The sequence below is a fragment of the Ruegeria sp. HKCCSA071 genome (assembly GCF_017872555.1).
In the GTDB taxonomy this organism is placed as follows: Bacteria; Pseudomonadota; Alphaproteobacteria; order Rhodobacterales; family Rhodobacteraceae; genus Ruegeria.
In genome coordinates this window covers 195,769-216,431 of record NZ_JAEDOX010000003.1, presented here as the reverse complement: position 1 = coordinate 216,431, position 20,663 = coordinate 195,769, and the positions used below count along the sequence as shown (strand labels likewise).

23 protein-coding genes and 1 riboswitch are annotated in these 20,663 nt (G+C 57.1%); of the genes, 13 read left to right on the top strand and 10 right to left on the bottom strand.

The features are described from left to right. Window positions 1–39: 39 nt before the first annotated feature. The 3 genes from I9188_RS10675 to I9188_RS10665 are packed head-to-tail and all read right to left on the bottom strand — an operon-like array spanning window position 40 to window position 2,527. Window positions 40–1,014 (bottom strand): threonine/serine dehydratase, encoded by a 975-nt coding sequence (locus tag I9188_RS10675; RefSeq protein ID WP_209505357.1) that lies wholly within the window; start codon window positions 1,012–1,014, stop codon window positions 40–42. After that, window positions 1,011–1,841, bottom strand: coding sequence for an alpha/beta hydrolase (locus I9188_RS10670; protein ID WP_209505359.1), 831 nt, complete (start codon window positions 1,839–1,841; stop codon window positions 1,011–1,013). The genes I9188_RS10675 and I9188_RS10670 overlap by 4 nt, the downstream gene beginning before the upstream one ends. Then, entirely contained in the window at window positions 1,841–2,527 is a 687-nt protein-coding gene (locus tag I9188_RS10665) for a haloacid dehalogenase type II (RefSeq protein ID WP_209505361.1), read from the bottom strand. Before I9188_RS10665 ends, I9188_RS10670 begins: the two co-directional genes overlap by 1 nt. Window positions 2,528–2,653: 126 nt before the next feature. On the opposite strand from I9188_RS10665, the gene I9188_RS10660 reads away from it, so the two are divergent. Next, window positions 2,654–3,082 carry a peptidylprolyl isomerase gene (locus tag I9188_RS10660; protein WP_209505363.1) on the top strand — a complete coding sequence of 143 codons (429 nt, stop codon included), beginning with the start codon at window positions 2,654–2,656 and terminating at the stop codon, window positions 3,080–3,082. Window positions 3,083–3,115: 33 nt separating this feature from the next. Here the strand turns inward: I9188_RS10660 and I9188_RS10655 are convergent, their stop codons facing one another. From I9188_RS10655 to fabA, 4 genes are read right to left on the bottom strand one after another with little or no spacing between them, the layout of a single operon-like run. Beyond that, the gene (locus I9188_RS10655; protein WP_209505365.1) at window positions 3,116–3,295 is read right to left on the bottom strand and encodes a hypothetical protein; all 180 of its coding nucleotides are present in this window, start codon (window positions 3,293–3,295) and stop codon (window positions 3,116–3,118) included. Window positions 3,296–3,353: 58 nt separating this feature from the next. Beyond that, complete coding sequence (locus tag I9188_RS10650) at window positions 3,354–4,145, bottom strand: enoyl-ACP reductase (protein ID WP_209505367.1); 792 nt, start codon at window positions 4,143–4,145, stop codon at window positions 3,354–3,356. Between the two features lie 5 nt (window positions 4,146–4,150). Next, window positions 4,151–5,380: a beta-ketoacyl-ACP synthase I gene (gene fabB, locus I9188_RS10645; RefSeq protein ID WP_209505369.1), complete on the bottom strand. Its 1,230-nt coding sequence runs from the start codon at window positions 5,378–5,380 to the stop codon at window positions 4,151–4,153. 31 nt (window positions 5,381–5,411) lie between these two features. Beyond that, entirely contained in the window at window positions 5,412–5,921 is a 510-nt protein-coding gene (gene fabA / locus I9188_RS10640; protein WP_209505371.1) for a bifunctional 3-hydroxydecanoyl-ACP dehydratase/trans-2-decenoyl-ACP isomerase, read from the bottom strand. 188 nt (window positions 5,922–6,109) lie between these two features. Here fabA and irrA point away from each other — a divergent pair, with 188 nt between their 5' ends. Continuing rightward, a complete protein-coding gene (irrA, locus tag I9188_RS10635; protein ID WP_209505807.1) occupies window positions 6,110–6,526 on the top strand; it encodes an iron response transcriptional regulator IrrA in 417 nt (138 codons plus the stop codon). Here the strand turns inward: irrA and I9188_RS10630 are convergent. Further along, on the bottom strand, window positions 6,504–7,427 hold the full coding sequence (locus I9188_RS10630) for a LysR family transcriptional regulator (protein WP_209505373.1): 924 nt from the start codon (window positions 7,425–7,427) through the stop codon (window positions 6,504–6,506). The genes irrA and I9188_RS10630 overlap by 23 nt on opposite strands. An 83-nt stretch (window positions 7,428–7,510) precedes the next feature. Between I9188_RS10630 and I9188_RS10625 the strand changes: the two genes are divergently transcribed. Next, complete coding sequence (locus I9188_RS10625) at window positions 7,511–8,308, top strand: phytanoyl-CoA dioxygenase family protein (RefSeq protein WP_209505375.1); 798 nt, start codon at window positions 7,511–7,513, stop codon at window positions 8,306–8,308. A 6-nt stretch (window positions 8,309–8,314) separates the two neighbouring features. On the opposite strand, the gene I9188_RS10620 is transcribed toward I9188_RS10625, so the two are convergent. Then, entirely contained in the window at window positions 8,315–9,178 is an 864-nt protein-coding gene (locus I9188_RS10620; protein WP_209505377.1) for a hypothetical protein, read from the bottom strand. A 122-nt stretch (window positions 9,179–9,300) separates the two neighbouring features. Between I9188_RS10620 and miaB the strand changes: the two genes are divergently transcribed. From miaB to cmk, 10 genes are all read left to right on the top strand, one after another. Then, complete coding sequence (gene miaB / locus I9188_RS10615; protein WP_209505380.1) at window positions 9,301–10,620, top strand: tRNA (N6-isopentenyl adenosine(37)-C2)-methylthiotransferase MiaB; 1,320 nt, start codon at window positions 9,301–9,303, stop codon at window positions 10,618–10,620. Between the two features lie 172 nt (window positions 10,621–10,792). Beyond that, window positions 10,793–11,557 (top strand): outer membrane beta-barrel protein, encoded by a 765-nt coding sequence (locus I9188_RS10610; protein ID WP_348540333.1) that lies wholly within the window; start codon window positions 10,793–10,795, stop codon window positions 11,555–11,557. A gap of 136 nt (window positions 11,558–11,693) precedes the next feature. Next, window positions 11,694–12,716, top strand: a complete 1,023-nt coding sequence (locus I9188_RS10605; RefSeq protein WP_209505382.1) for a PhoH family protein — start codon at window positions 11,694–11,696, stop codon at window positions 12,714–12,716. A gap of 36 nt (window positions 12,717–12,752) precedes the next feature. Next, window positions 12,753–13,247 carry an rRNA maturation RNase YbeY gene (gene ybeY, locus I9188_RS10600; RefSeq protein WP_209505391.1) on the top strand — a complete coding sequence of 165 codons (495 nt, stop codon included), beginning with the start codon at window positions 12,753–12,755 and terminating at the stop codon, window positions 13,245–13,247. A 35-nt stretch (window positions 13,248–13,282) separates the two neighbouring features. Then, window positions 13,283–14,170 (top strand): hemolysin family protein, encoded by an 888-nt coding sequence (locus I9188_RS10595; protein WP_209505394.1) that lies wholly within the window; start codon window positions 13,283–13,285, stop codon window positions 14,168–14,170. Then, the gene (lnt, locus tag I9188_RS10590; RefSeq protein WP_209505396.1) at window positions 14,167–15,681 is read left to right on the top strand and encodes an apolipoprotein N-acyltransferase; all 1,515 of its coding nucleotides are present in this window, start codon (window positions 14,167–14,169) and stop codon (window positions 15,679–15,681) included. Before I9188_RS10595 ends, lnt begins: the two co-directional genes overlap by 4 nt. 30 nt (window positions 15,682–15,711) lie before the next feature. Next, a riboswitch (SAM-SAH riboswitch) is annotated at window positions 15,712–15,760 on the top strand. Between the two features lie 5 nt (window positions 15,761–15,765). Further along, window positions 15,766–16,947: a methionine adenosyltransferase gene (gene metK / locus I9188_RS10585; RefSeq protein ID WP_209505398.1), complete on the top strand. Its 1,182-nt coding sequence runs from the start codon at window positions 15,766–15,768 to the stop codon at window positions 16,945–16,947. A gap of 96 nt (window positions 16,948–17,043) precedes the next feature. Further along, a complete protein-coding gene (locus I9188_RS10580) occupies window positions 17,044–17,754 on the top strand; it encodes a tRNA (guanine(46)-N(7))-methyltransferase TrmB (protein ID WP_209505400.1) in 711 nt (236 codons plus the stop codon). Window positions 17,755–17,822: 68 nt separating this feature from the next. After that, entirely contained in the window at window positions 17,823–19,169 is a 1,347-nt protein-coding gene (gene aroA / locus I9188_RS10575; RefSeq protein ID WP_209505402.1) for a 3-phosphoshikimate 1-carboxyvinyltransferase, read from the top strand. Then, window positions 19,166–19,783 carry a (d)CMP kinase gene (cmk, locus tag I9188_RS10570; RefSeq protein WP_209505403.1) on the top strand — a complete coding sequence of 206 codons (618 nt, stop codon included), beginning with the start codon at window positions 19,166–19,168 and terminating at the stop codon, window positions 19,781–19,783. Before aroA ends, cmk begins: the two co-directional genes overlap by 4 nt. Before the next feature lie 24 nt (window positions 19,784–19,807). Here the strand turns inward: cmk and I9188_RS10565 are convergent, their stop codons facing one another. Continuing rightward, window positions 19,808–20,284 carry a YHS domain-containing (seleno)protein gene (locus tag I9188_RS10565; protein ID WP_209505404.1) on the bottom strand — a complete coding sequence of 159 codons (477 nt, stop codon included), beginning with the start codon at window positions 20,282–20,284 and terminating at the stop codon, window positions 19,808–19,810. Window positions 20,285–20,663: the final 379 nt, after the last annotated feature.

The window sequence follows — 20,663 nt, the reverse complement described above, 5'->3', positions numbered from 1 at the left end:
GGCGTTCCAGGTGCAACTTGCACAGGTTTGGGGTGCCTGTCAGGTCAGGAATTCCAACGCTCTGGAAAAAATATCCGGACCGACATTACCACCCGAAGTGACCACGATCACGTCGTCGCCCTCGATCTCGTCACCCCGGAATAGGGCCGAGGCCAATGCAACTGCGCCGCCGGGCTCCAGCACGATCTTGAGGCGCAGGAAAGCAAGTGCCATAGCGCGCAGCGCCTCGTCTTCGGTGACCGATATACCGGGCCCGCAAAGTCGGTTTAGGATGGGAAAGGTGATATCGCCGGGTTGCGGTGTCAGGATGGCATCGCAAATATTGCCTGATGCCGCGTTGTTGTTCTGAATCCGTCCCGTCGCCAGTGATCGTTTGACGTCATCGAACCCTTCCGGTTCGCACGGGCGTACCCTTAGGTCGGGGGCGTGTTTTTCAAGCGCCAGCGCAATGCCAGAGGTAAGGCCGCCACCACCACAACAGACCAGAACATCCGCCTGAGAAACCCCAAGTTCCGTCGCCTGTCTGGCAATCTCCAAGCCGGTGGTTCCTTGCCCGGCAATCACCTGAGGCTCGTCATATGGCCGGATCAGGGTCAGCCCGCGGTCGGCGGCGATGGTTTCCCCGATCTCTTCGCGGCTTTCGTTTGCGCGATCGTAAAGAATGACCTCACCCCCTAGCGCGCGGGTGTTTTCGATTTTCAGGTGCGGCGCATCCGACGGCATGACAATGACCGAAGCAATACCGTGTTTCGACGCCGCCATCGCAACGCCCTGCGCGTGGTTGCCCGAGGAATAGGCAATCACGCCGCGCTGGCGTGTGTCTTCGTCCAGCGTGGATATGGCAGACCAAGCCCCCCGAAACTTGAAACTGCCCGTATGTTGCAGGCATTCCGGCTTGACCCAAATCCGGCGCCCGGCGATCGCGTCAAGAAATGGCGATGACAGAATTGGTGTCTCGCGGACATGTCCCTTAAGCCGTTTGGCCGCGGCTTCGATCATTTCAATTGTGCTCATGCAGCGTTCTTCAATACCTTTTTGATGACATCCAGAGATTGAGGCTCATTCAAGAACGGAACATGCCCGCGATCCGGTACTTCGGCCGAGATCAGACCGGGATGCCGCCGATGCATCTCAGCCAGTGTTTCTGCGCTCAGAACGTCCGAGTTCGCGCCCCTGATCGCGCCGCAGGGAATGTTGCGCAGCGCTTCAAAAAACAACCAGTAATCGGGTATGGCACCGCTCGCGGCCTGTTCCAGAAGCGCTTTGCGCAGGGCCGGGTCATAGCGCAGCGCCAGGCCGTCCCCCTGTTGTTCGTATTGAATTTCGGCCTGTTTGCGCCAAATCTCCAACGGAACTTTCGGGAATTGCGGCTCCATCACATGTTTCAGGACAACAGCAGCTTCGTCATAGGTTTTTGCGGTGGGTTGTGCGCCTACATAGGCCATGATCTTAGCGATGCCTGACGTCTCGATGACCGGCCCCACATCGTTTAGGATCACACCGGCCAAACGTTCGGGGTGGCTTGCCGCCAATGCCATGGCAATCAACCCGCCCCGCGAGGTGCCCAGAACGATCGCTTTTTCGATGCCCAAAACATCTAGCAGTTCAATCGCGTCATGGGATTCACGAAAGACGTTGTAGTTCATGAAATCGGGGTCGTAGTCTGAGCGACCGCGCCCCCTGTAATCCATCGTTATCATGCGCAATTCAGTGGCATGTGGTGCGAAATGCGAAAAATCCCGGCCGTTTCTGGTCAATCCGGCCAGACACAAAAGCGGCGTGCCCGATCCATGGTCTTCGAAATAGATGCGCCTGCCGTCCGAAGTCGTAAAGTCTGACATCAAAGACCAGCCAGCTTGGGAATGGTGGTCAAGTCAGACAGTACATGCGCTGGCGTCCACGGTAGCCGGTCCATTGGTTCCCCAATCCGATTGACCCAGGTGGTGACAAAACCATAACCGCTGGCCCCTGCAGCATCCCAGCCGTTTGAACTGACGAACAAGACTTCGTCGCGGGCACAGTCAAACCTGTTCTGAACCAGATCATAAACACGGGAATGGGGTTTGAAGACCCCAACGCTTTCGACCGACAGCACGTCATCAAGCACATCGCCGATCCCGGCGGATTGAACAGCGCCGTCCAGCATGGGTGGTGATCCGTTGGACAGGATGGCAGTCCGCATCCCACCACCCTTGAGGGCTTTCAGCATCGCAGGAACTTCGGGATAGGCCTGCAACTCCCAATAAAGGTCCAGCAGGCGTTGGCGCAGTTCAGGGTTGCCCTGAAGGCCGGCAGCTTCCAGCGCCCAGTCCAACCCGTCCTGCGTGACATCCCAGAAATCCGCATGGGCATCAGCCACAGCACGCAGCCATGTGTATTGCAATTGCTTCAGGCGCCAATGCCCCGCGACTTCGGGCCATTTGTCTTTCAGGGCTTCGAACCCCGGCTCGCCTGCCGCCTGCCGGGCGGCGGCCGCCACGTCAAACAGCGTTCCGTAGGCGTCGAACACGCAGGTCGTGATTGCCATATGACCCTCCTCTGATTGCGCGCAGGTTGGCACAACGCGAAAGGGGGGGGAAGGGCCAAGGGTTTACAACTTTGTGTCAATCTCTAGGGTTGGCCGCTTAACCCCTAAAAACGGCCGGAGACCACTATGACCGAAATCAAGCAAGGCGACACGGTTCGTATCCATTACACAGGGACATTGTTGGATGGCAAAGTCTTTGACAGCTCGGATGGGCGTGATCCGTTGGAGTTCGTGGTTGGATCGGGCCAGATCATTCCCGGTCTGGACAGTGCCATGCCCGGTTTGTCCGCAGGTGACAAAAAACGGGTCGAGATTGCCTGTACCGACGCCTACGGCCCGATCAATCCTGCGATGCGTCAGGAAATCCCACGTGAGGGTATTCCCGAGGATATTCCGCTGGATCCGGGCACTCAACTGCAGATGCAGACACCAGACGGTCAGGCCGTACCTGTGACAGTTGTGGACGCCAACGAAGCGACTGTGACCCTGGATGGGAATCATCCGTTGGCCGGTCAGGATCTGGTGTTTGAGATTGAAGTCGTCTCGATCAATTGAGACATAGTTCGGGTTGGAACGCCTGCCCGGACTTCAGCCGATCAAAGCTTCGACAGCTTCACGTACCTGTGGCTGGGTGAAAAAGACAAACACCAGCAGCAATGATGTCAGCCCGAGCAGCAGCACTCTGGCCCGCTGGCTGAGGAAACCGGATTTCTTCCGGCTTTGCACTGATCGTGCGTTGTTTGCAATGATTTGATCTAGCTTGCTCATATCGAAGTCCTGCCGCCCAAAGATGGTGAAATCTTGGCGGCGGCAGGGAAAGATATGGTCACATGAAATCGGGCTGCGGCATGCCCAGAACGTGGAAACCCCCATCAACGCGGATGATTTCGCCGGACGTGCAGGCTCCCGCATCAGATGTCAGGTAAACTGCGGTTCCGCCAACAGCTTCCAGTGTGGCATTCGAACGCATCGGCGCATTCTGATCGCAGAACTTATATGTCCTGCGCGCACCGCCAATGGCCGCACCGGCAAGGGTTTTCATTGGCCCCGGTGAGATTGCGTTCACGCGAATACCATCCGGGCCAAGGTCATTGGCCAGATAACGGGTCGCCGATTCCAGCGCAGCCTTGGCAACACCCATGACGTTGTAGTTCGGTACTACGCGGTTTGATCCCTGATAAGTCAGCGTCAGCAGCGAGCCCCCATTGTCCTTCATCATCGGATAGGCGCGGCGTGCTACCTCGATGAAAGAATAGGCCGACACGTCCATCGAGTGTTTGAAGTTGGCCCGCGTGGTATTCAGAAACCGACCTGTTAGCTCGGACTTGTCCGAATACGCAATAGCATGAACAACAAAGTCGATGGTGGGCCAACGCTTGGCCAGCTCACCAAAGGCGCGATCCAGTGACTCGTCGTCGGTCACATCAGCATCCACCATGAAATCGCTGCCCAAGCTTTGAGCGAGAGGTTCCAGCCGCTTGCCGAACGCCTCGCCCTGATAGGTGAAGGCCAATTCTGCGCCTGCCTCGTGCATGGCCTTGGCAATGCCCCACGCGATTGAGCGGTCATTGGCCACGCCCATGATCAGGCCGCGCTTACCTTTGAGAAGATCCGACATCACATTCACCCGTTATACTTAGACAGAATCATGGACCCGTTGGTGCCGCCAAAGCCGAAGCTGTTGGTCATGACACTGTCCAGTCCTGCGTTTTCAACCACTTCAGTTGCAATTTCACCGGGCAAGATGCCTTGGGCGAGTGTGGCGACATTGATCGATGGCGTAATGAAATCATTGTCCAGCATGAGTAGGCAGAAGATCGCCTCAAGCGCTCCTGCCGCGCCTTGCGCGTGGCCAGTCATTGATTTGGTCGAGGAAATCGGTGGCACGTTACCTTCACCGAAGATTCGGCGCACAGCCTCTACTTCACCCACGTCACCGACAGGTGTCGAGGTCCCATGTGCGTTGATATAGCCAACTTTGCGACCTTCGGGCAGTGTGTCCAGCGCCAGCCGCATTGCGCGCTCGCCGCCTTCACCCGAAGGGGCCACCATGTCGTGGCCATCCGACGTGGCAGCATAGCCGGTGACTTCGGCATAAATCTTTGCGCCGCGGGCCAGAGCGTGCTCCAACTCTTCCAGAACGAGGATGCCGCCGCCACCGGAAATCACAAACCCGTCACGGTTTTCGTCAAACGCGCGCGAGGCTTTCTCGGGAGCGTCGTTATATTTTGACGACATCGCGCCCATTGCATCGAACAGGCACGAAAGTGTCCAGTCCAATTCCTCGCCGCCGCCAGCGAACATGACGTCCTGCTTGCCCAGCATGATCTGTTCGGCCGCGTTGCCGATGCAATGCAGCGAGGTCGAGCAGGCCGAGGTGATCGAATAGTTGATACCCTTGATCTTGAATGCGGTCGCCAGGTTTGCCGAGATTGTCGAGCACATGCATTTCGGCACAGCGAACGGGCCGATCCGCTTGGTCGCGCCTGTCTTCAGAACGGTCTGATGCGCCGTCAGCATCGCGCTTGTCGACGGGCCGCCAGAGCCCGCAACCAGTCCGGTGCGGGGATTAACGATCTGGTCTTCGGTCAGCCCGGAATCGGCAATCGCCTGGCTCATGGCGATATGTGCATAGGCGGCCCCGGGACCCATGAAGCGCAGGGTGCGTTTGTCTACGTGTTCAGCCACGTCAATCTTGAGCGTTCCCGCGATCTGACTGCGAAACCCATGTTCCGCCATCTGTTCGCTGGCTTCGATCCCGGATTTACCTGCTTTGAGCGAGGCCAGAACCTCTTGGGCATTATTCCCGATCGAAGACACTACCCCCAGACCGGTGACGACTACTCGACGCATGTGCGCACTCCTTATTTCGGGTCGGTCAGGCTCAGGCCTCGGACAGAACGACCTTCATATCTTTGACATCATAGATCATCTCGCCATCGGCTTCGACGATTCCATCTGCCACACCCATGGTCAGGCGACGTGTCTGAATCGCTTTTTTGAAATCGATTTTATACGTTAGCATCTTGCGGTCGGGACGAACCATACCGGTCAGTTTCACTTCGCCCACGCCGACAGCCATGCCGCGCCCTTGCCAGCCACGCCAACCCAGGTTGAAACCGGTCAGCTGCCATAGACCGTCAAGGCCCAGGCAGCCCGGCATAATTGGGTTGCCGGGAAAATGGCAGTCAAAGAACCAAAGGTCAGGGGTGATATCGAACTCGGCCAGCACATGGCCCTTACCGTGCAGGCCACCGTCTTCCGAGATGTCGGTAATCCGGTCCATCATCAGCATTGGCGGGGCGGGCAATTGTGCATTGCCGGGGCCAAATAATTCGCCGCGGGCGCATTTCAGCAGATCGTCTTTGTCAAAACTGCTTGGGAACTGGGCCATTCTTGCCGCCTCTCCTGCCGTGGGTCCGTTCGTTATATCTGGCCTCGTCTAGCACCCGTTTGCAAGGTCCTGCAAGAGCAGCGGCTACATCATGTTGTGTATGCCGCGTTCTTTGCGAATGAATTTCATTTGAAATTGCCAACCATGCGCTCCTATATATAATGGAAGTGACTATGGGTATTGGATCAATGACACCGCAGAGCGACGAAATAGCAACGGGTTGGCTGGTGAACGCCGGCCTGCGTCCGACGCGTCAGCGTGTGGCGTTGGCCGAGCTTCTGGTGGGCGATGGCCGCCATCGTCACGTCACCGCCGAGAGCCTGTTTGAATCGGCCAAGGCGAATGGTGACGCTGTGTCCCTGGCGACGGTATACAATACCCTGCGCGCGTTTTGCGACGCTGGTGTTCTGCAGGAAATTACTGTGGACGGGTCAAAAAGCTATTTCGACACGAACACGCATGACCACCCCCATTTTTATTGGGAAGACGAGGCGCGCCTTAGTGATGCGCCGTCGGACCAATTGGTGATCCAGCGCCTGCCTGAAGCGCCTGAGGGTGTCGAGATTGCCTCGGTCGACGTTGTCATTCGCCTGCGCAAAAAGTAGCGCCAAAACCGCCTTTCAAACTCGCCAACAACAAGCGTTCAACCTGATCAATGGTCGCGTCAGCGGGTCCTGTTCCGTGGCGCGCAAGAACAACGGATTCAGTTGCGTCCTGATTGCTGATCGGAACACTGACAAGACGTTTATTGTCATAACTGACCGGGTTGAGCGGGCTGGTATAGCTGATCCCGATCCCTTCGCCATGGGCGGCAAGACTGCGCTGAATCTCAATCGATGCCGCCCTATGCGCGACAGTCGGGTGCAGACCGTTGCGCCGAAAGAGACTGAGGATGTGTTGTGCCGACCAGCCTTCTGTCGACAGGATCAACGGATGAGCGGCCAAGTCAGCCAGCGTGACTGTGCCCGCTGTCGCCAACGGATGATCCGGGGGCATAAGGGCCTTTGGCCGACTGTCGAACAGTTTTGTTCGTGTGAACCCGGCATCCATTGTCAGCTCGTAAGTGATTGCAACATCGATCTGGCCATCAATCAATCTGTTCAACAGCCCTTCGAATGAGGCGGCAAAATAAGTGATAGCGATGTTTGGAAAAGCATCGCGCAAATGGTGCAGGGCGGGTGCCAGCAGGAAGGGCGCGAGGTCTGTAAAACACCCTAGTCTTAGACGTGTCGTGCCTGGCGACGGAGTTTCTGATGCCTCGATTTGGGCTGCGTCTTTCAGCAGGGTCTCGGCCTGATCGATGAATTTTCGCCCCTGAGGTGTCAGCGCCATGGCCGAACCTCGGCGGCGGATAAACAGCGGGTATCCCAAATGTGCTTCGACACGCGTCAGGGCCGTGGACAGTGCTGGTTGCGAAACATTCAGGTATTGTGCGGCGGCGGACAGGCTGCCGTGGCGCCCGACTGCGCAAACATATTCATACTGACGCAGTGAAATATATAACATGAAGTTAATTATAACTTCGAAAGATATGATTTGAATAGAACACATCTCCAACGCAAAAGATTGGAAAACGAATGGAGACCCGGATGCCTCACCCGCTTGTTACTCAAGAAATGATCACAACTTATCAGGATGATGGCGTCGTTCTGATCAAAGGGCTGTTTGCAGACTATGTGGATCAACTGCGGAAGGGTGTGGCCGCGAATATGGCAGAGCCTGGCCCGTATGCATCAGAAAACAAGAAAGAGGGTCAAACGGGTCTGTTCTTTGACGATTACTGCAACTGGACCCGCATCCCACAGTTCCGTGAGGTGATCGAAAACTCGCCCGCGGCCGAGGTCGCAGCGGACCTGATGCAGTCGAAAAGCGTGCAGGTGTTTCACGACCACGTATTGGTAAAAGAACCCGGGACATCCATGGCCACGCCCTGGCATCAGGATGGCCCATATTACTTCGTTGAAGGTCAGCAAACCATCAGCTTCTGGTCTCCGCTGGATCCGGTCAGGCAGGCGACGTTGCGCTGTGTCGCAGGTTCTCACCGGTGGGAGAAAGAGGTGCTGCCAATCCGCTGGGTTTCAGAGGAAGGTTTTTTCCCGGATGAAGGGCAGTACATCCCCGTGCCGGACCCAGATGCCGAGGGCATGAAAGTCGTTGAATTCGTAATGGACCCCGGTGACGCCGTTGCCTTCAATTATCGCACCCTTCACGGTGCGCGGGGTAACCAGTCAGACAGCCGTCGCCGCGCCTTTTCTCTGCGGCTGGTCGGCGATGACGCGCGGTATGTAGAGCGTCCAGGCAGAACCTCTCCACCTTTTCCCGGCCATGGCATGACACCGGGGCAGCGTCTTCGTGAAGACTGGTTTCCGGTCCTGTTTCAGCGCTGAGGCGCTTCAGAACCATTGGCCTGATTCGATCAGACCCAGATCCAGCAACTGCCGCGAGTGCCATTCAAAAGGTACGGAGTTGCGCCAGCTAAAATTTGGAATGTCAAAAGTCGACCCGGCATTTGTTTTGAGCGCCTTCGCAGCGCGGAAGGAACAAATAGCTGCGGTCATGTTGTGATGCCAAGGGCAGGAATAGGTATTGTATTCCGGCTCATTGAACGTGTGGTCGGATTTCAGGATCAGGCCCTTTTGCGCCTTGAACAGGGCGATGCGGTCGATGCGACGGCGTTCATAGGGAATGTGATCCTCGAACCGCCAGCGCAAGCCACCTGACAGGTCAACCTGCCGGTCCAGCGGTTGGCCGTCAGGGTCGTGGCGTGATTGGGCATAGTAACCCGTTTTGTCGAACAAAGCCTGTTCGGGAGCGGCGCCGTTGGGAAAAGCGGTCAGGTCCTCGGCATAAAGGTCGATGACGTAGCTCAGCATCGCGTTGCGGCGTTCTTCGCTGTGAAAGGCCAGCATCTCAGCAATGCTGCGCGTTTCGCAAAACGGAAAGAACAGGTATTCGGCGTTGTAGCAGTAGTACATCCAGATGCCGGGCGCGGCCTGAATTATTCTGTTCAGGGTATCGAAAACCACCGTTCGGGGAACGCATTTCAAGGTGACCCGATGCACCCGGTCGGTCAACGCGGGCTCCAGTCGGAACTCCTGAGGCATGAAGGCGATAACGGATTTGAACCCAAGCTTCAAATGGTGATGCAGAGTACTTTCCAACTCGACCTCGTCCTCGGCAAAGACCATAGCAACGGGGCCTTGCGCCATTGCGGGCTGCCCGGCTTTCAGGAAATGGTTTAGGGAATCGTATTGCATCGGCTGTTTTCGGTTTTGTCTTGCTGGAAAGTTCCGCCAAATTCGGGTAATTGCGCCTGCATTGCAAGCGGCGTTCGAAGCATATAGACGACGCCGGTCCAGCGAATGCAAAGGCCCGTCTTATGTCCGAACCGAAGAAGCTGTTTATCAAGACCTATGGCTGTCAGATGAATGTCTATGACAGCGAACGCATGTCCGAGGCGCTGGGCGGGCAGGGCTATGTTGAAACCCAGACACCTGATGATGCGGATATGATTCTGCTGAACACCTGCCACATCCGTGAGAAAGCGGCAGAGAAAGTGTATTCCGAACTTGGGCGCTTCAAGGGCCTGAAGGCCGAGAAGCCTGATCTGAAAATCGGCGTGGCGGGCTGTGTCGCTCAGGCGGAAGGCGAAGAGATCATGCGCCGCCAGCCTCTGGTCGATCTGGTGGTCGGCCCGCAAAGCTATCACCGCCTGCCCGAGATGGAGGCAAAGACCCGAGCGGGTGAAAAGGCGTTGGACACGGATTTCCCCGAAGAGGATAAGTTCGAAAAACTGAAAAACCGCCCCAAGGCCAAGCGTGGCCCGACGGCGTTTCTGACTGTTCAGGAGGGCTGCGATAAATTCTGCGCCTTCTGCGTGGTTCCTTATACACGCGGTGCTGAAGTCAGCCGCCCAGCGGATCGCATCATTCGCGAAGCCCATGATCTGGTCGAGCGCGGGGTGCGGGAGATCACGTTGCTGGGCCAAAATGTCAACGCCTATCACGGTGCCGGTGCGAATGGTGACATGACGCTTGCTGGTTTGATCTGGGAACTGAACAAGGTCGACGGGCTGGAACGTATCCGCTTTACCACCTCGCACCCGAACGACATGGCCGACGATCTGATCGAGGCACATGGCACCTGTGACAAGCTGATGCCCTATCTGCACCTGCCGGTTCAGTCGGGTTCGGACCGTATCCTCAAGCGGATGAACCGCAGCCACACGGCAGAAAGCTATCTACGGCTGGTCGAACGCATTCGTGCGGCGCGGCCTGATATCGTGATGTCGGGGGACTTCATCGTTGGTTTCCCCGAAGAAACCGAAGATGATTTTCAGGCCACGATGGATTTGGTCGAAGAGGTCAAATACGGCTACGCCTATTCCTTCAAATACTCCACACGTCCGGGAACCCCGGCGGCTGAACGGGCTCAGGTCGATCCGGCAGCGGCAGATGAACGGTTGCAGCGGCTTCAGGCCCTGATCACGCGCCATCAGCGGGAGATTCAGGACGGTATGGTCGGACGCACTGTCCGCGTTCTTTTTGAAAAACCGGGTCGCTTGTCCGGGCAGATGGTTGGAAAGTCTGAATATCTGCATTCGGTGCACGTAAAAGGACCAGAGATCGCCACGGGTGACTTGAGAGAGGTCCGGATCACTGCGTCGGGGGCGAATTCTCTGGCGGGCGAGTTGCTGTAGATCGGTGCAAACACCTCCCGGACACCATAGTTGGTGTTTGTTTCCAAAATTTACCCTTGATTTATTGCTTGGAACTATGCTCCGAGAGGAGCCATGGTTTTTTGGGCGTAAGGATCTGCGTCTACAAATCGGCGATATGCCGGTCCCGGAAAACGGGATGAGGGAGGTACGAGTGTCGACTATCAAGAGCTTTGGGAGCCTGAGCAGGTTGAAAACACTGACGCTAACTGCCGCTGTTACACTGATTGCCGGCGCATCCATAGCCGGTGACTTGAAAGGTGACATAAGCGATCCGGAAGTGGTCAGCCCGAAAAGATTCAGCAGCGATGTCCGCGCTTTTTACCTGGGACTTACCGGCGGTTATGGGTCTGGTGGGGATGATCGGTTTGGCCTGACAACACCCGGCGGACAGTTTGATATCGGTGATCAGGATTTATCCGGAACATACGGTGGCCTCCGGGGCGGCTGGCGTGGTGTCTTACCAGCTGCAGGTGGGCGCGACTATGTCTATGGCTTTGAAGTCGGGTATGAATTCGGATCCCTGGACGACACTGTCAGCAGGCGGATCGGCGGCGTCAATGTGCAAGGCGGAACAGAGATATCGGATGTTCTGGCAGTCCGATTTCGCAACGGTCTGACAAACCGCAGCGGACGAATTCTGTATTTCTTCAGTGTCGGATATCTGTGGGGCGATGTGGAAACAACCAACAGTATTGCCTCGGGTACTTCGGTTCAGAATTTCTCGGTGTCAGATCGGCGGAACGGCTATTCGGCAAGCATAGGGGCCGAGCATAAGTTGTCGGGCAATTGGTCGATTACGGGCGAATATGAATATGTCCAGTTCCAATCAAAGGACGTCCAGTTCAGTTCTGGTTTTTCCACAAAGTCCACACCAAAATACAGCGGCTTGAGAATCGGGCTGAATTACACCTTCTGATGTACATCCAATCGGCAACCGATCACCATTAAATCGGCTGTTATGACATCTCAGCATTTATTTTTGAAACTGTGGCTTGCGCCTACCAAGATTTGTTGTCTACGCTCGGGGTGAACAGCCAAGACAGGAGAGCGGATTGGCCATCGGTGCCCTGACCCCACCGCAAGATGAAATGCCCCAACACGAGGCGTTCGTAGAATTTCCCGACAACCGATTGCTGATTGACCTGTGCGGTGAATATGACCGCAATCTGGCCGAGATCGAAACAAAGCTTTCGGTCCAGATTGTGCGCCGCGGCAATCAGCTTGTTGTGATGGGCGATGAAGATGCTCAGAAACAGGCGGTTGAGGTACTTCAATCGCTGTATACACGGCTTGAAGGTGGGCGCGAGGTTGAGGCCGCAGACGTCGATCGCGAGTTGAGGATGGGTGTTTCGGAACAGGGAACCGGAAGCCGGGATGGCGACCAGCTTGAAATGTTCAAGGGCGGTTCGGTCGAGATCAAGACCCGCAAGAAGCTGGTTGAACCGCGCACCGACGCCCAGAAAGCCTATGTCCAGTCACTGTTCAACAATGAGCTGGCCTTTGGAATTGGTCCCGCGGGGACGGGTAAGACCTATCTGGCAGTGGCGGTCGGGGTTTCGATGTTCATCGGCGGACATGTGGATCGAATCATCCTGAGCCGTCCGGCGGTCGAGGCGGGCGAAAAACTGGGTTATTTGCCGGGTGACATGAAGGACAAGGTCGACCCTTACATGCAACCGCTTTATGACGCGTTGAACGATTTTCTGCCCGGAAAACAGTTGGCCAAACTGATCGAAGAGAAACGAATCGAAATCGCTCCGCTGGCCTTTATGCGTGGTCGTACGCTGGCCAACGCATTTGTTGTTCTGGATGAAGCGCAAAACGCCACCACGATGCAGATGAAGATGTTTCTGACCCGTCTGGGTGAAGGAAGCCGCATGGTCATCACCGGCGACCGGTCACAGGTCGATTTGCCGCGTGGCGTTCAATCGGGCCTGGCGGATGCTGAGAGGTTGTTGAAAACGATCCCGAATATCAGTTTCAACTACTTCACCTCAAAAGACGTGGTGCGTCACCCGCTTGTCGCCGCGATCATCGAGGCGTATGAGGCCGATGCGGGCCGTGAAACCACGTGAGCACATAGCCCGTTAACGAGGCTGTTGCGCGGGAAGATGACCCTGGATCTCATTTTCGAAGACGAAAGGTGGCAAGACCTGGAGGTCTTGTCACAAAAGTCGATTGACGCCGTTCTGGCCCATTGCGGACTGGCGCCGGAACAGTGCGAAGTCAGTATATTGGCGTGCAACGACGCGCGGATTTCAGAACTGAACGCAGAATTTCGCGGCAAACCGACGCCCACCAATGTGTTGAGCTGGCCTGCGGAAGACCTGGCTCCGGACGAGCCAGGGCAAACACCACGCCTGCCAGAGCCTGATTTTACCGGTGAGATTGTTCTGGGTGATATTGCGATTTCCTATGACACCTGCGTCCGCGAGGCGGCTGAGGCCAACAAGGCAATGAACGATCACGTGACCCATTTGCTTGTTCACGGAACGTTGCATTTGCTGGGTTATGATCACATTCGTGACCCCGATGCCACCTTGATGGAAGGGATTGAGGTCAAGATACTTGGCAAATTGGGTATTGATGACCCATATAAGGTATAATGTGGGTTCAAGACCCGATCAGTTGGAACAAGGTAATGGGCGATATAGAAGGCAGTTCTAGGGCGGCGCAAAGCGCGCAACCTCAGGACAGCAGTACTGAAACGGAAGAGAAAACCGGTCTGTTTTCTCGAATCCTTGATGTGTTTTCGAGCGAAGATACTCAACCGGACCAGTCGGTGAACGGACAAAACGCGGCTGTGGCGCAGCCACGCGGGATGATTAACCTGCGTCGGATGCGCGTTGAGGACGTTGCCATCCCTACCGCTGAAATTGTCTCGGTTCCTTCAACGATCACAAAAGATGAACTGGCGGATGTTTTCCGGAGCAGTGGTATGTCGAGGATTCCGGTCTATGAGGGAACCTTGGATACACCGCTTGGCTTTGTTCATCTCAAGGATTTTGCCCTGACCCACGGTTTCAACGGTGGGGGTAAAGAGTTTGATCTGACCTCTATGCTTCGGACGCTTTTGTTCGTGCCGCCATCCATGCCGATCGGCGTCTTGTTGACCAAGATGCAAACCGAGCGGCGTCACATGGCATTGGTGATTGATGAATATGGCGGCGTTGATGGTCTGCTGACGATCGAAGACCTGATCGAGCAGGTCGTCGGCGAAATCGCTGACGAGCACGATGCGGATGAAGACCAGCTTTGGGTGCAGGAAAAGCCCGGATGCTATGTGGTACAGGCGCGTGTGCCGCTCGAAGACTTTGAGGCCGAGATTGGCCGGTCTCTGACCAGTCATGAAGACGTCGACGAAGAGGAAATCGATACTCTGGGCGGGCTTGTCTTTATGCTCTCTGGCCGCGTTCCGGCGCGGGGTGAGGTTGTCATTCACCCAGAGGGCCCGGAATTCGAAGTGATCGAAGCCGATCCACGCCGTATCAAACGGCTGCGCGTCATGCTGCCGGGCGTTGCTGCATGACCCCAGTGCGGGGATGGCCATTATCGTTGAGATTGCTGGCCGCCGCCGCCCTTGGCGGGGTAGGCGCTTTTGGTCAGGCGCCTCATCTGTATTGGGGCGCAACCGTTTTGGCTCTGGTCCTGATTGTGCCGATCTTCCTTACCAGCGAAACCCGAGGCCGGGCGGCCTGGGTCGGCTGGGCCTTCGCGACCGGCTATTTTGCCCATGCCCTCGGCTGGATCATTGAACCGTTCCAGGTGGATGCTGAACGCCATGCCTGGATGGCCCCGTTTGCGTTGGTGTTCTTGGCGGGCGGACTGGCCTTGTTCTGGGCTGCCGCCTTTGGCCTGTCGCGCAGAATTGGTGCGACGCCCATTCGTCAGGGCATATTACTGGTTGCAGTCTTGTCCCTGGCCGAGGTGGCGCGTGGATATGTGCTGACTGGCTTTCCATGGGCTGGCGTCGCGCAGATCTGGGTGGATACACCGGTGGCTCAGGTGCTGTCTCTGGTTGGGCCGTATGGGTTGAACGCGCTGACCTTTGCCGCAACGTTACCAATTGGCGCGGCATTGGTGCAGGACAAACCCTTGAACGGTTTGGCGCGGACCCTGGGTTTTACTGTTGCGATGGCGGTGATGGCGATTACTTATGGGTCGATGCGACCCGTCGTTCAGGGTAGTTCGCATCTGGTTCGCGTGGTCCAGCCGAATGCACCTCAGCACCAAAAATGGGATCCGGCATATGCGCCTTTGTTTTTCGCGCGTCAGGTTGAATATACCGCAGCTTTTCCTAGACCCGACCTGATTGTCTGGCCCGAGACCGCAGTTCCAGCGTGGTTGGGTAGCGCGCAACCGTTTCTGTCGACTGTTGCGGATGCCGCGCAGGGTGTGCCGGTGATATTGGGGATTCAGCGTGCAGAAGGCTCGAGGATCTTCAACTCGCTGGTCTATCTGGATGAAACCGGGCGTCAGGCAGGGTTGTATGACAAACACCACTTGGCGCCTTTCGGTGAATACGTCCCGTTGGGTGATCTGATGGGGCGTTTCGGGGTCAGTGGTCTGGCGGCCACAACCGGGCACGGGTTCAGCGCGGGGCCGGGCCCCTCCCGGTTGGACCTCGGCAAGCTTGGAAACGCATTGCCCCTGATTTGCTACGAAGCCATTTTTCCGCAAGATGTGAATGGCGCGCCGGGTCGGGCTGACTTCTTATTGCAGATCACAAATGACGCCTGGTTTGGTACGCGGTCGGGACCGTTTCAACACCTGGTGCAAGCCCGGATGAGGGCAATCGAGCAGGGCTTGCCGATGATCCGTTCGGCCAATACCGGTGTATCGGCCGTGATTGACCCATTGGGTCGGGTGACTGCGTCATTGGCTCTGGGTGAGGCGGGATATGTGGACGCCGTGCTGCCGCAACCACACCGTCGCACGACTTATGCTCGTATCGGGGACAGTCCGGTCGTTGTTGTCCTACTGTTTATTTTGGCAATGGCGCTGTTTGGTATCCGCGGCGACCGGGCAATTAGAGATTGACCCCAACTTTGGGCAGGCGTATGCGTCTGTGGTCTGCCACAACGGCTTCCTGGCGTGGCGGAGAAACCTTAATGGAGCACATTTATGTCCCGACATAACTATACTTTTACTTCGGAATCCGTTTCTGAAGGGCACCCGGATAAGGTCTGTGACCGTATCTCGGATGCTGTCCTTGATGCATTTCTGAACGAAGAGCCTGAGGCGCGCGTGGCTTGCGAAACCTTTGCCACGACCAACCGCATCGTCATCGGTGGCGAAGTTGGTCTGTCGGACAAGGACAAACTGCACGACTACATGGGCCGCATCGACGAAATTGCGCGCGAGTGCGTGAAAGACATCGGATACGAGCAGGACAAGTTCCACCACGAAACCGTCGAGGTGACGAACCTTCTGCACGAACAATCCGCCCATATCGCGCAGGGTGTGGATGCCGCAGACAACAAGGACGAAGGCGCTGGCGACCAGGGTATCATGTTTGGCTTTGCCACAACAGAAACGCCTGCGCTTATGCCTGCACCGATCCAGTATTCGCACGCAATCCTGCGGCGTCTGGCCGAAGTGCGCAAGAACGGCACCGAGCCTGCACTGGGGCCGGATGCGAAATCTCAGTTGTCTGTCGTTTATCAAGACGGCAAACCGGTCGGCGTCAGCTCGATTGTTCTGTCGACGCAGCATCTGGACGAGGCTCTGACGTCGGATGATATCCGCGCCATCGTTGAACCCTATATCCGTGAAACTCTGCCCGAAGGCTGGCTGTCGGCCGAAACCGAATGGCACGTCAACCCGACCGGCAAATTCGTTATTGGCGGGCCGGATGGCGACGCGGGTCTGACCGGTCGTAAGATCATCGTGGATACCTATGGTGGCGCAGCCCCGCATGGTGGCGGTGCTTTCTCGGGCAAAGACCCGACCAAGGTTGACCGTTCGGCGGCCTATGCTGCGCGCTACCTGGCGAAAAACGTCGTAGCCGCAGGTATGGCCGAGCGCTGTACTATTCAGTTGAGCTATGCCATTGGCGTATCGAAGCCGCTTTCGATTTACGCAGACACGCATGGCACGGGTCAGATTGCAGATGCGGCGATCGAAAAAGCAGTTGGTCAGATCATGGATCTGACGCCGCGTGGCATTCGCCAGCACCTTCAACTGAACAAGCCGATCTACCAGCGTACAGCGGCTTACGGTCACTTTGGCCGCGAACCGGATGCAGATGGCGGTTTTAGCTGGGAACGCACTGATCTGGTCGACGCGCTGAAATCCGCAGTTTGATCTGAAAAATCCAAAGCGCGCCTTCATGGGCGCGCTTTTTCTTTGGGGCAGTGCACGCTCTTGCAACGTACTCCGCTGCGCAGTATGGCCACCGTCATGAGCACCGAGACCCCACAACGCCCGCGCAGAAACTTTTATGGCCGCTTCAAGGGCAAGACCCTGAAGCCCAGTCAAAAGACCTATCTGAACGAAGATCTGGTGGCCTTGTCGCCCGGCGCTGTGGACTGGGACACTAACCCTGAACGCAGGCCGCTAGACCTGGACGGTCTATTCGGCGGCAGGTCGGTTTGGTTGGAAGTCGGCTTTGGCGGTGGTGAGCATTTAGTGCACCAGGCGCAAAACAATCCTGGCATTGGCATCATCGGGGCCGAGCCTTACATCAACGGTGTTGCCATGCTGCTAGGCAAAATCCGTCAGGCAGGTGTAGACAACCTTGCCGTGCACCCCGGAGATGCGCGCGACCTGTTCGACGTGCTGCCAGAGGCCTGCATTTCGCGCGCGTTCCTGCTATACCCCGATCCCTGGCCTAAAACGCGGCATCATCGCCGCCGTTTTGTGACGCCGGAACATCTTGAGCCACTGGCAAAGGTGCTGAAACCCGGGGCGATCTTCCGGGTTGCAACTGACATTCCCGATTACGTGCGTCAGACATTGGAAGAGGTTCCGCGCACCGGGTTTGAATGGCTGGCGGAACGTCCTTCTGACTGGCGTGAACCGTGGGACGACTGGATCTCGACGCGATACGAACAGAAGGCGCTGCGCGAGGGTCGGACACCTCATTACCTGACCTTCCGACGCAAAGGCTGATTGCCGCTGGACCAACGGGCGTCAATTCGCTAATCGGCTTGAGCACTGATAGCGCAAAAGGAGCCCTCATGTCCGGACACGGCACGCCCATCCCGATGACCTCGCATCCCTGCGGCCCGCTGACCGGCACGGCAGAGGTGCCCGGCGACAAGTCGATTTCGCACCGGTCGCTGATCCTTGGCGCGATGGCCGTGGGTGAAACCCGGATTTCGGGTTTGCTCGAGGGCGAAGACGTTCTGGATACCGCCAAGGCGATGCGTGCCTTCGGCGCCGAGGTCACAGATCACGGAAACGGGGAATGGACAGTGCACGGCGTGGGTGTCGGTGGCTTCGCCGAACCGGGCCAAGTGATCGACTGTGGCAACTCGGGAACCGGTGTGCGCTTGATCATGGGGGCGATGGCGACCTCTCCGATCACTGCGACATTTACTGGTGATGCCAGTCTGAACAAACGCCCCATGGCCCGGGTGACTGATCCTCTGGCCCTGTTTGGGGCAGAATCGGTTGGACGGTCCGGCGGGCGCTTGCCGATGACCATCGTTGGCGCGGCGGACCCTACCCCTGTGCGATACGAAGTTCCGGTGCCGTCGGCGCAGGTGAAATCCGCCGTTCTGCTGGCGGGTCTGAATGCCCCCGGAAAGACCGTTGTGATCGAGAAAGAGGCCACGCGCGACCATTCCGAACGGATGCTAGCTGGATTTGGCGCCGAGATCACCGTCGAGGATACCGACGAAGGCCGTGTTATCTCTCTGACCGGTCGTCCGGAGCTGAAGCCGCAGGTCATCGCTGTACCGCGCGATCCGTCCAGCGCGGCTTTTCCGGTTTGCGCGGCACTGATCACACCTGGATCCGATGTTTTGGTGCCGGGGATCGGTTTGAACCCCACACGCGCGGGCCTCTTTACGACCCTGCGTGAGATGGGCGCTGATCTGACCTATGAAAACGAGCGCGAAGAGGGCGGCGAGCCGGTTGCCGATCTGCGCGCGAAATACTCGCCAAACATGAAGGGCATTGACGTGCCGCCAGAACGCGCGGCCTCGATGATCGACGAATATCCCGTTTTGTCCGTGGTTGCTGCAAACGCCACGGGCGCCACGATGATGGGCGGAGTAAAGGAACTCCGGGTGAAGGAAAGCGACCGCATCGATGCCATGGCGCGCGGTCTGCGGGCCAACGGCGTCACGGTCAACGAGGGTGACGATTGGTGGTCGGTTGAAGGGCTGGGCATCGGCAACGTTCCGGGCGGCGGCACCTGCGAAAGCTTTCTGGATCACCGCATTGCCATGTCGTTCATGGTGATGGGTATGGGGGCACAGAGCCCCGTGAGTGTGGATGATGGCGGCCCGATCGCGACGTCGTTCCCGATATTTGAACCTTTGATGGCGTCATTGGGTGCAAAGGTAGAGCGCACGTGAGTTTCACGGTTGCCATTGACGGACCAGCGGCTGCGGGCAAGGGCACAATATCCAAGGCTGTGGCGACGCATTTCGGCTTTGCCCATCTGGACACGGGTTTGCTGTATCGCGCTGTCGGAAGGCGAACCCTGGAAGGGGTTGACGCGCTAGAAGCCGCGCAGGCCCTGACAGCGGAAGAACTTGAACAAGGGGATCTGCGCACCGCCGAGATTGCACAGGCAGCTTCCAAAGTGGCGGTTCTTCCAGAGGTTCGCGCAGCCTTGGTCGATTTTCAGCGCGCGTTTTCCCGCAGGGCAGGTGGGGCCGTTCTGGACGGTCGTGATATTGGCACGGTGATTTGTCCGGATGCCGAAGTGAAGCTGTTTGTTACAGCCAGTGCAGAAGTGCGCGCCGAGCGTCGTTTTCTGGAGCTTAGTGCAAAAGGCGCTGACGTAACCCGTGAACAGGTTCTGGCTGATGTCAGAGAACGCGACGCGCGGGATGCTGAGCGTAGCACAGCTCCGATGAAACCCGCTGAAGATGCTGTGCAGTTGGACACCACCGATCTGAGTATCGAGGCGGCGTTGGCCAAAGCCGTTGAGGTGATCAACGTGAAACTGCCCGCGACGCGCTAACGCCGCGGGCAAACGGGTCAGGTCTTACAGTTCGCCCACGGCGACGCTTTTGATATTCGCCCATTGGTCATCCGCGGTTTTTGCGGTGGCGCCAACATCCTTCAAGAAGGCTGCCCGGGTTTCTGCATTCAGGAAAAGAAACAGTTTTCCGTCTGCGACAAGGTATTGATCCGGGTCACCGTCAAACTTCTTGCCGACCGATACACCGAACGAACAGAAGCCACCGTGCTGCGGCAGGTATGCAGCAGGGTTTGCTTCGAACGCTTCTCGGTTCGCGGCGGACGTGAAATAGTAGGAGGCTCCGTCATAAGTTGACGAGTGAGTGGCGAAGCCTTCGACCGGGTTGCCATCATTGACCAGTGCAACCAGATCAACCCCATGGGCGGCCAGCGGCGCACCGGCGGCTGAAATGCCGTTGGACACGTTGATTTCGTCAGCAGCAAAGGCTGGGGTGGACAGGGCAATTGCAGTTGCCATGGCGGTAAAGATGAGAGATTTCATGATATTTTCCCTTTGGTTCTGGTTTCGGGTCGACCGCTTTGTCGACCGACAAGGCAAAATTAGGGAAAGAATGCCGAACGTTTAATCTCAGATACGTCGCCAAATGTTGCAGATCGTACAAACGGTCGAATGGATTGCTGTTCTCACTCCAATTCTCCACGATACATCTCGTGACACAGGCAGCTGAGTGCCGGGTCCCGCGCGGTGTTTCAAGACACTTCACCCTTGCGCTGCACTCGAAGACACAACCATGTGGTCCCGCGTCCCAATACCGAGAAACCGCCTAAAGAAGACCCGACGCGAACCGTGCAAGCCATTTCAGTCAGAACCCGCTATTGTTCAGGTTGCTATGACGCTCGGGGGGATCAGCGTTAGGCAA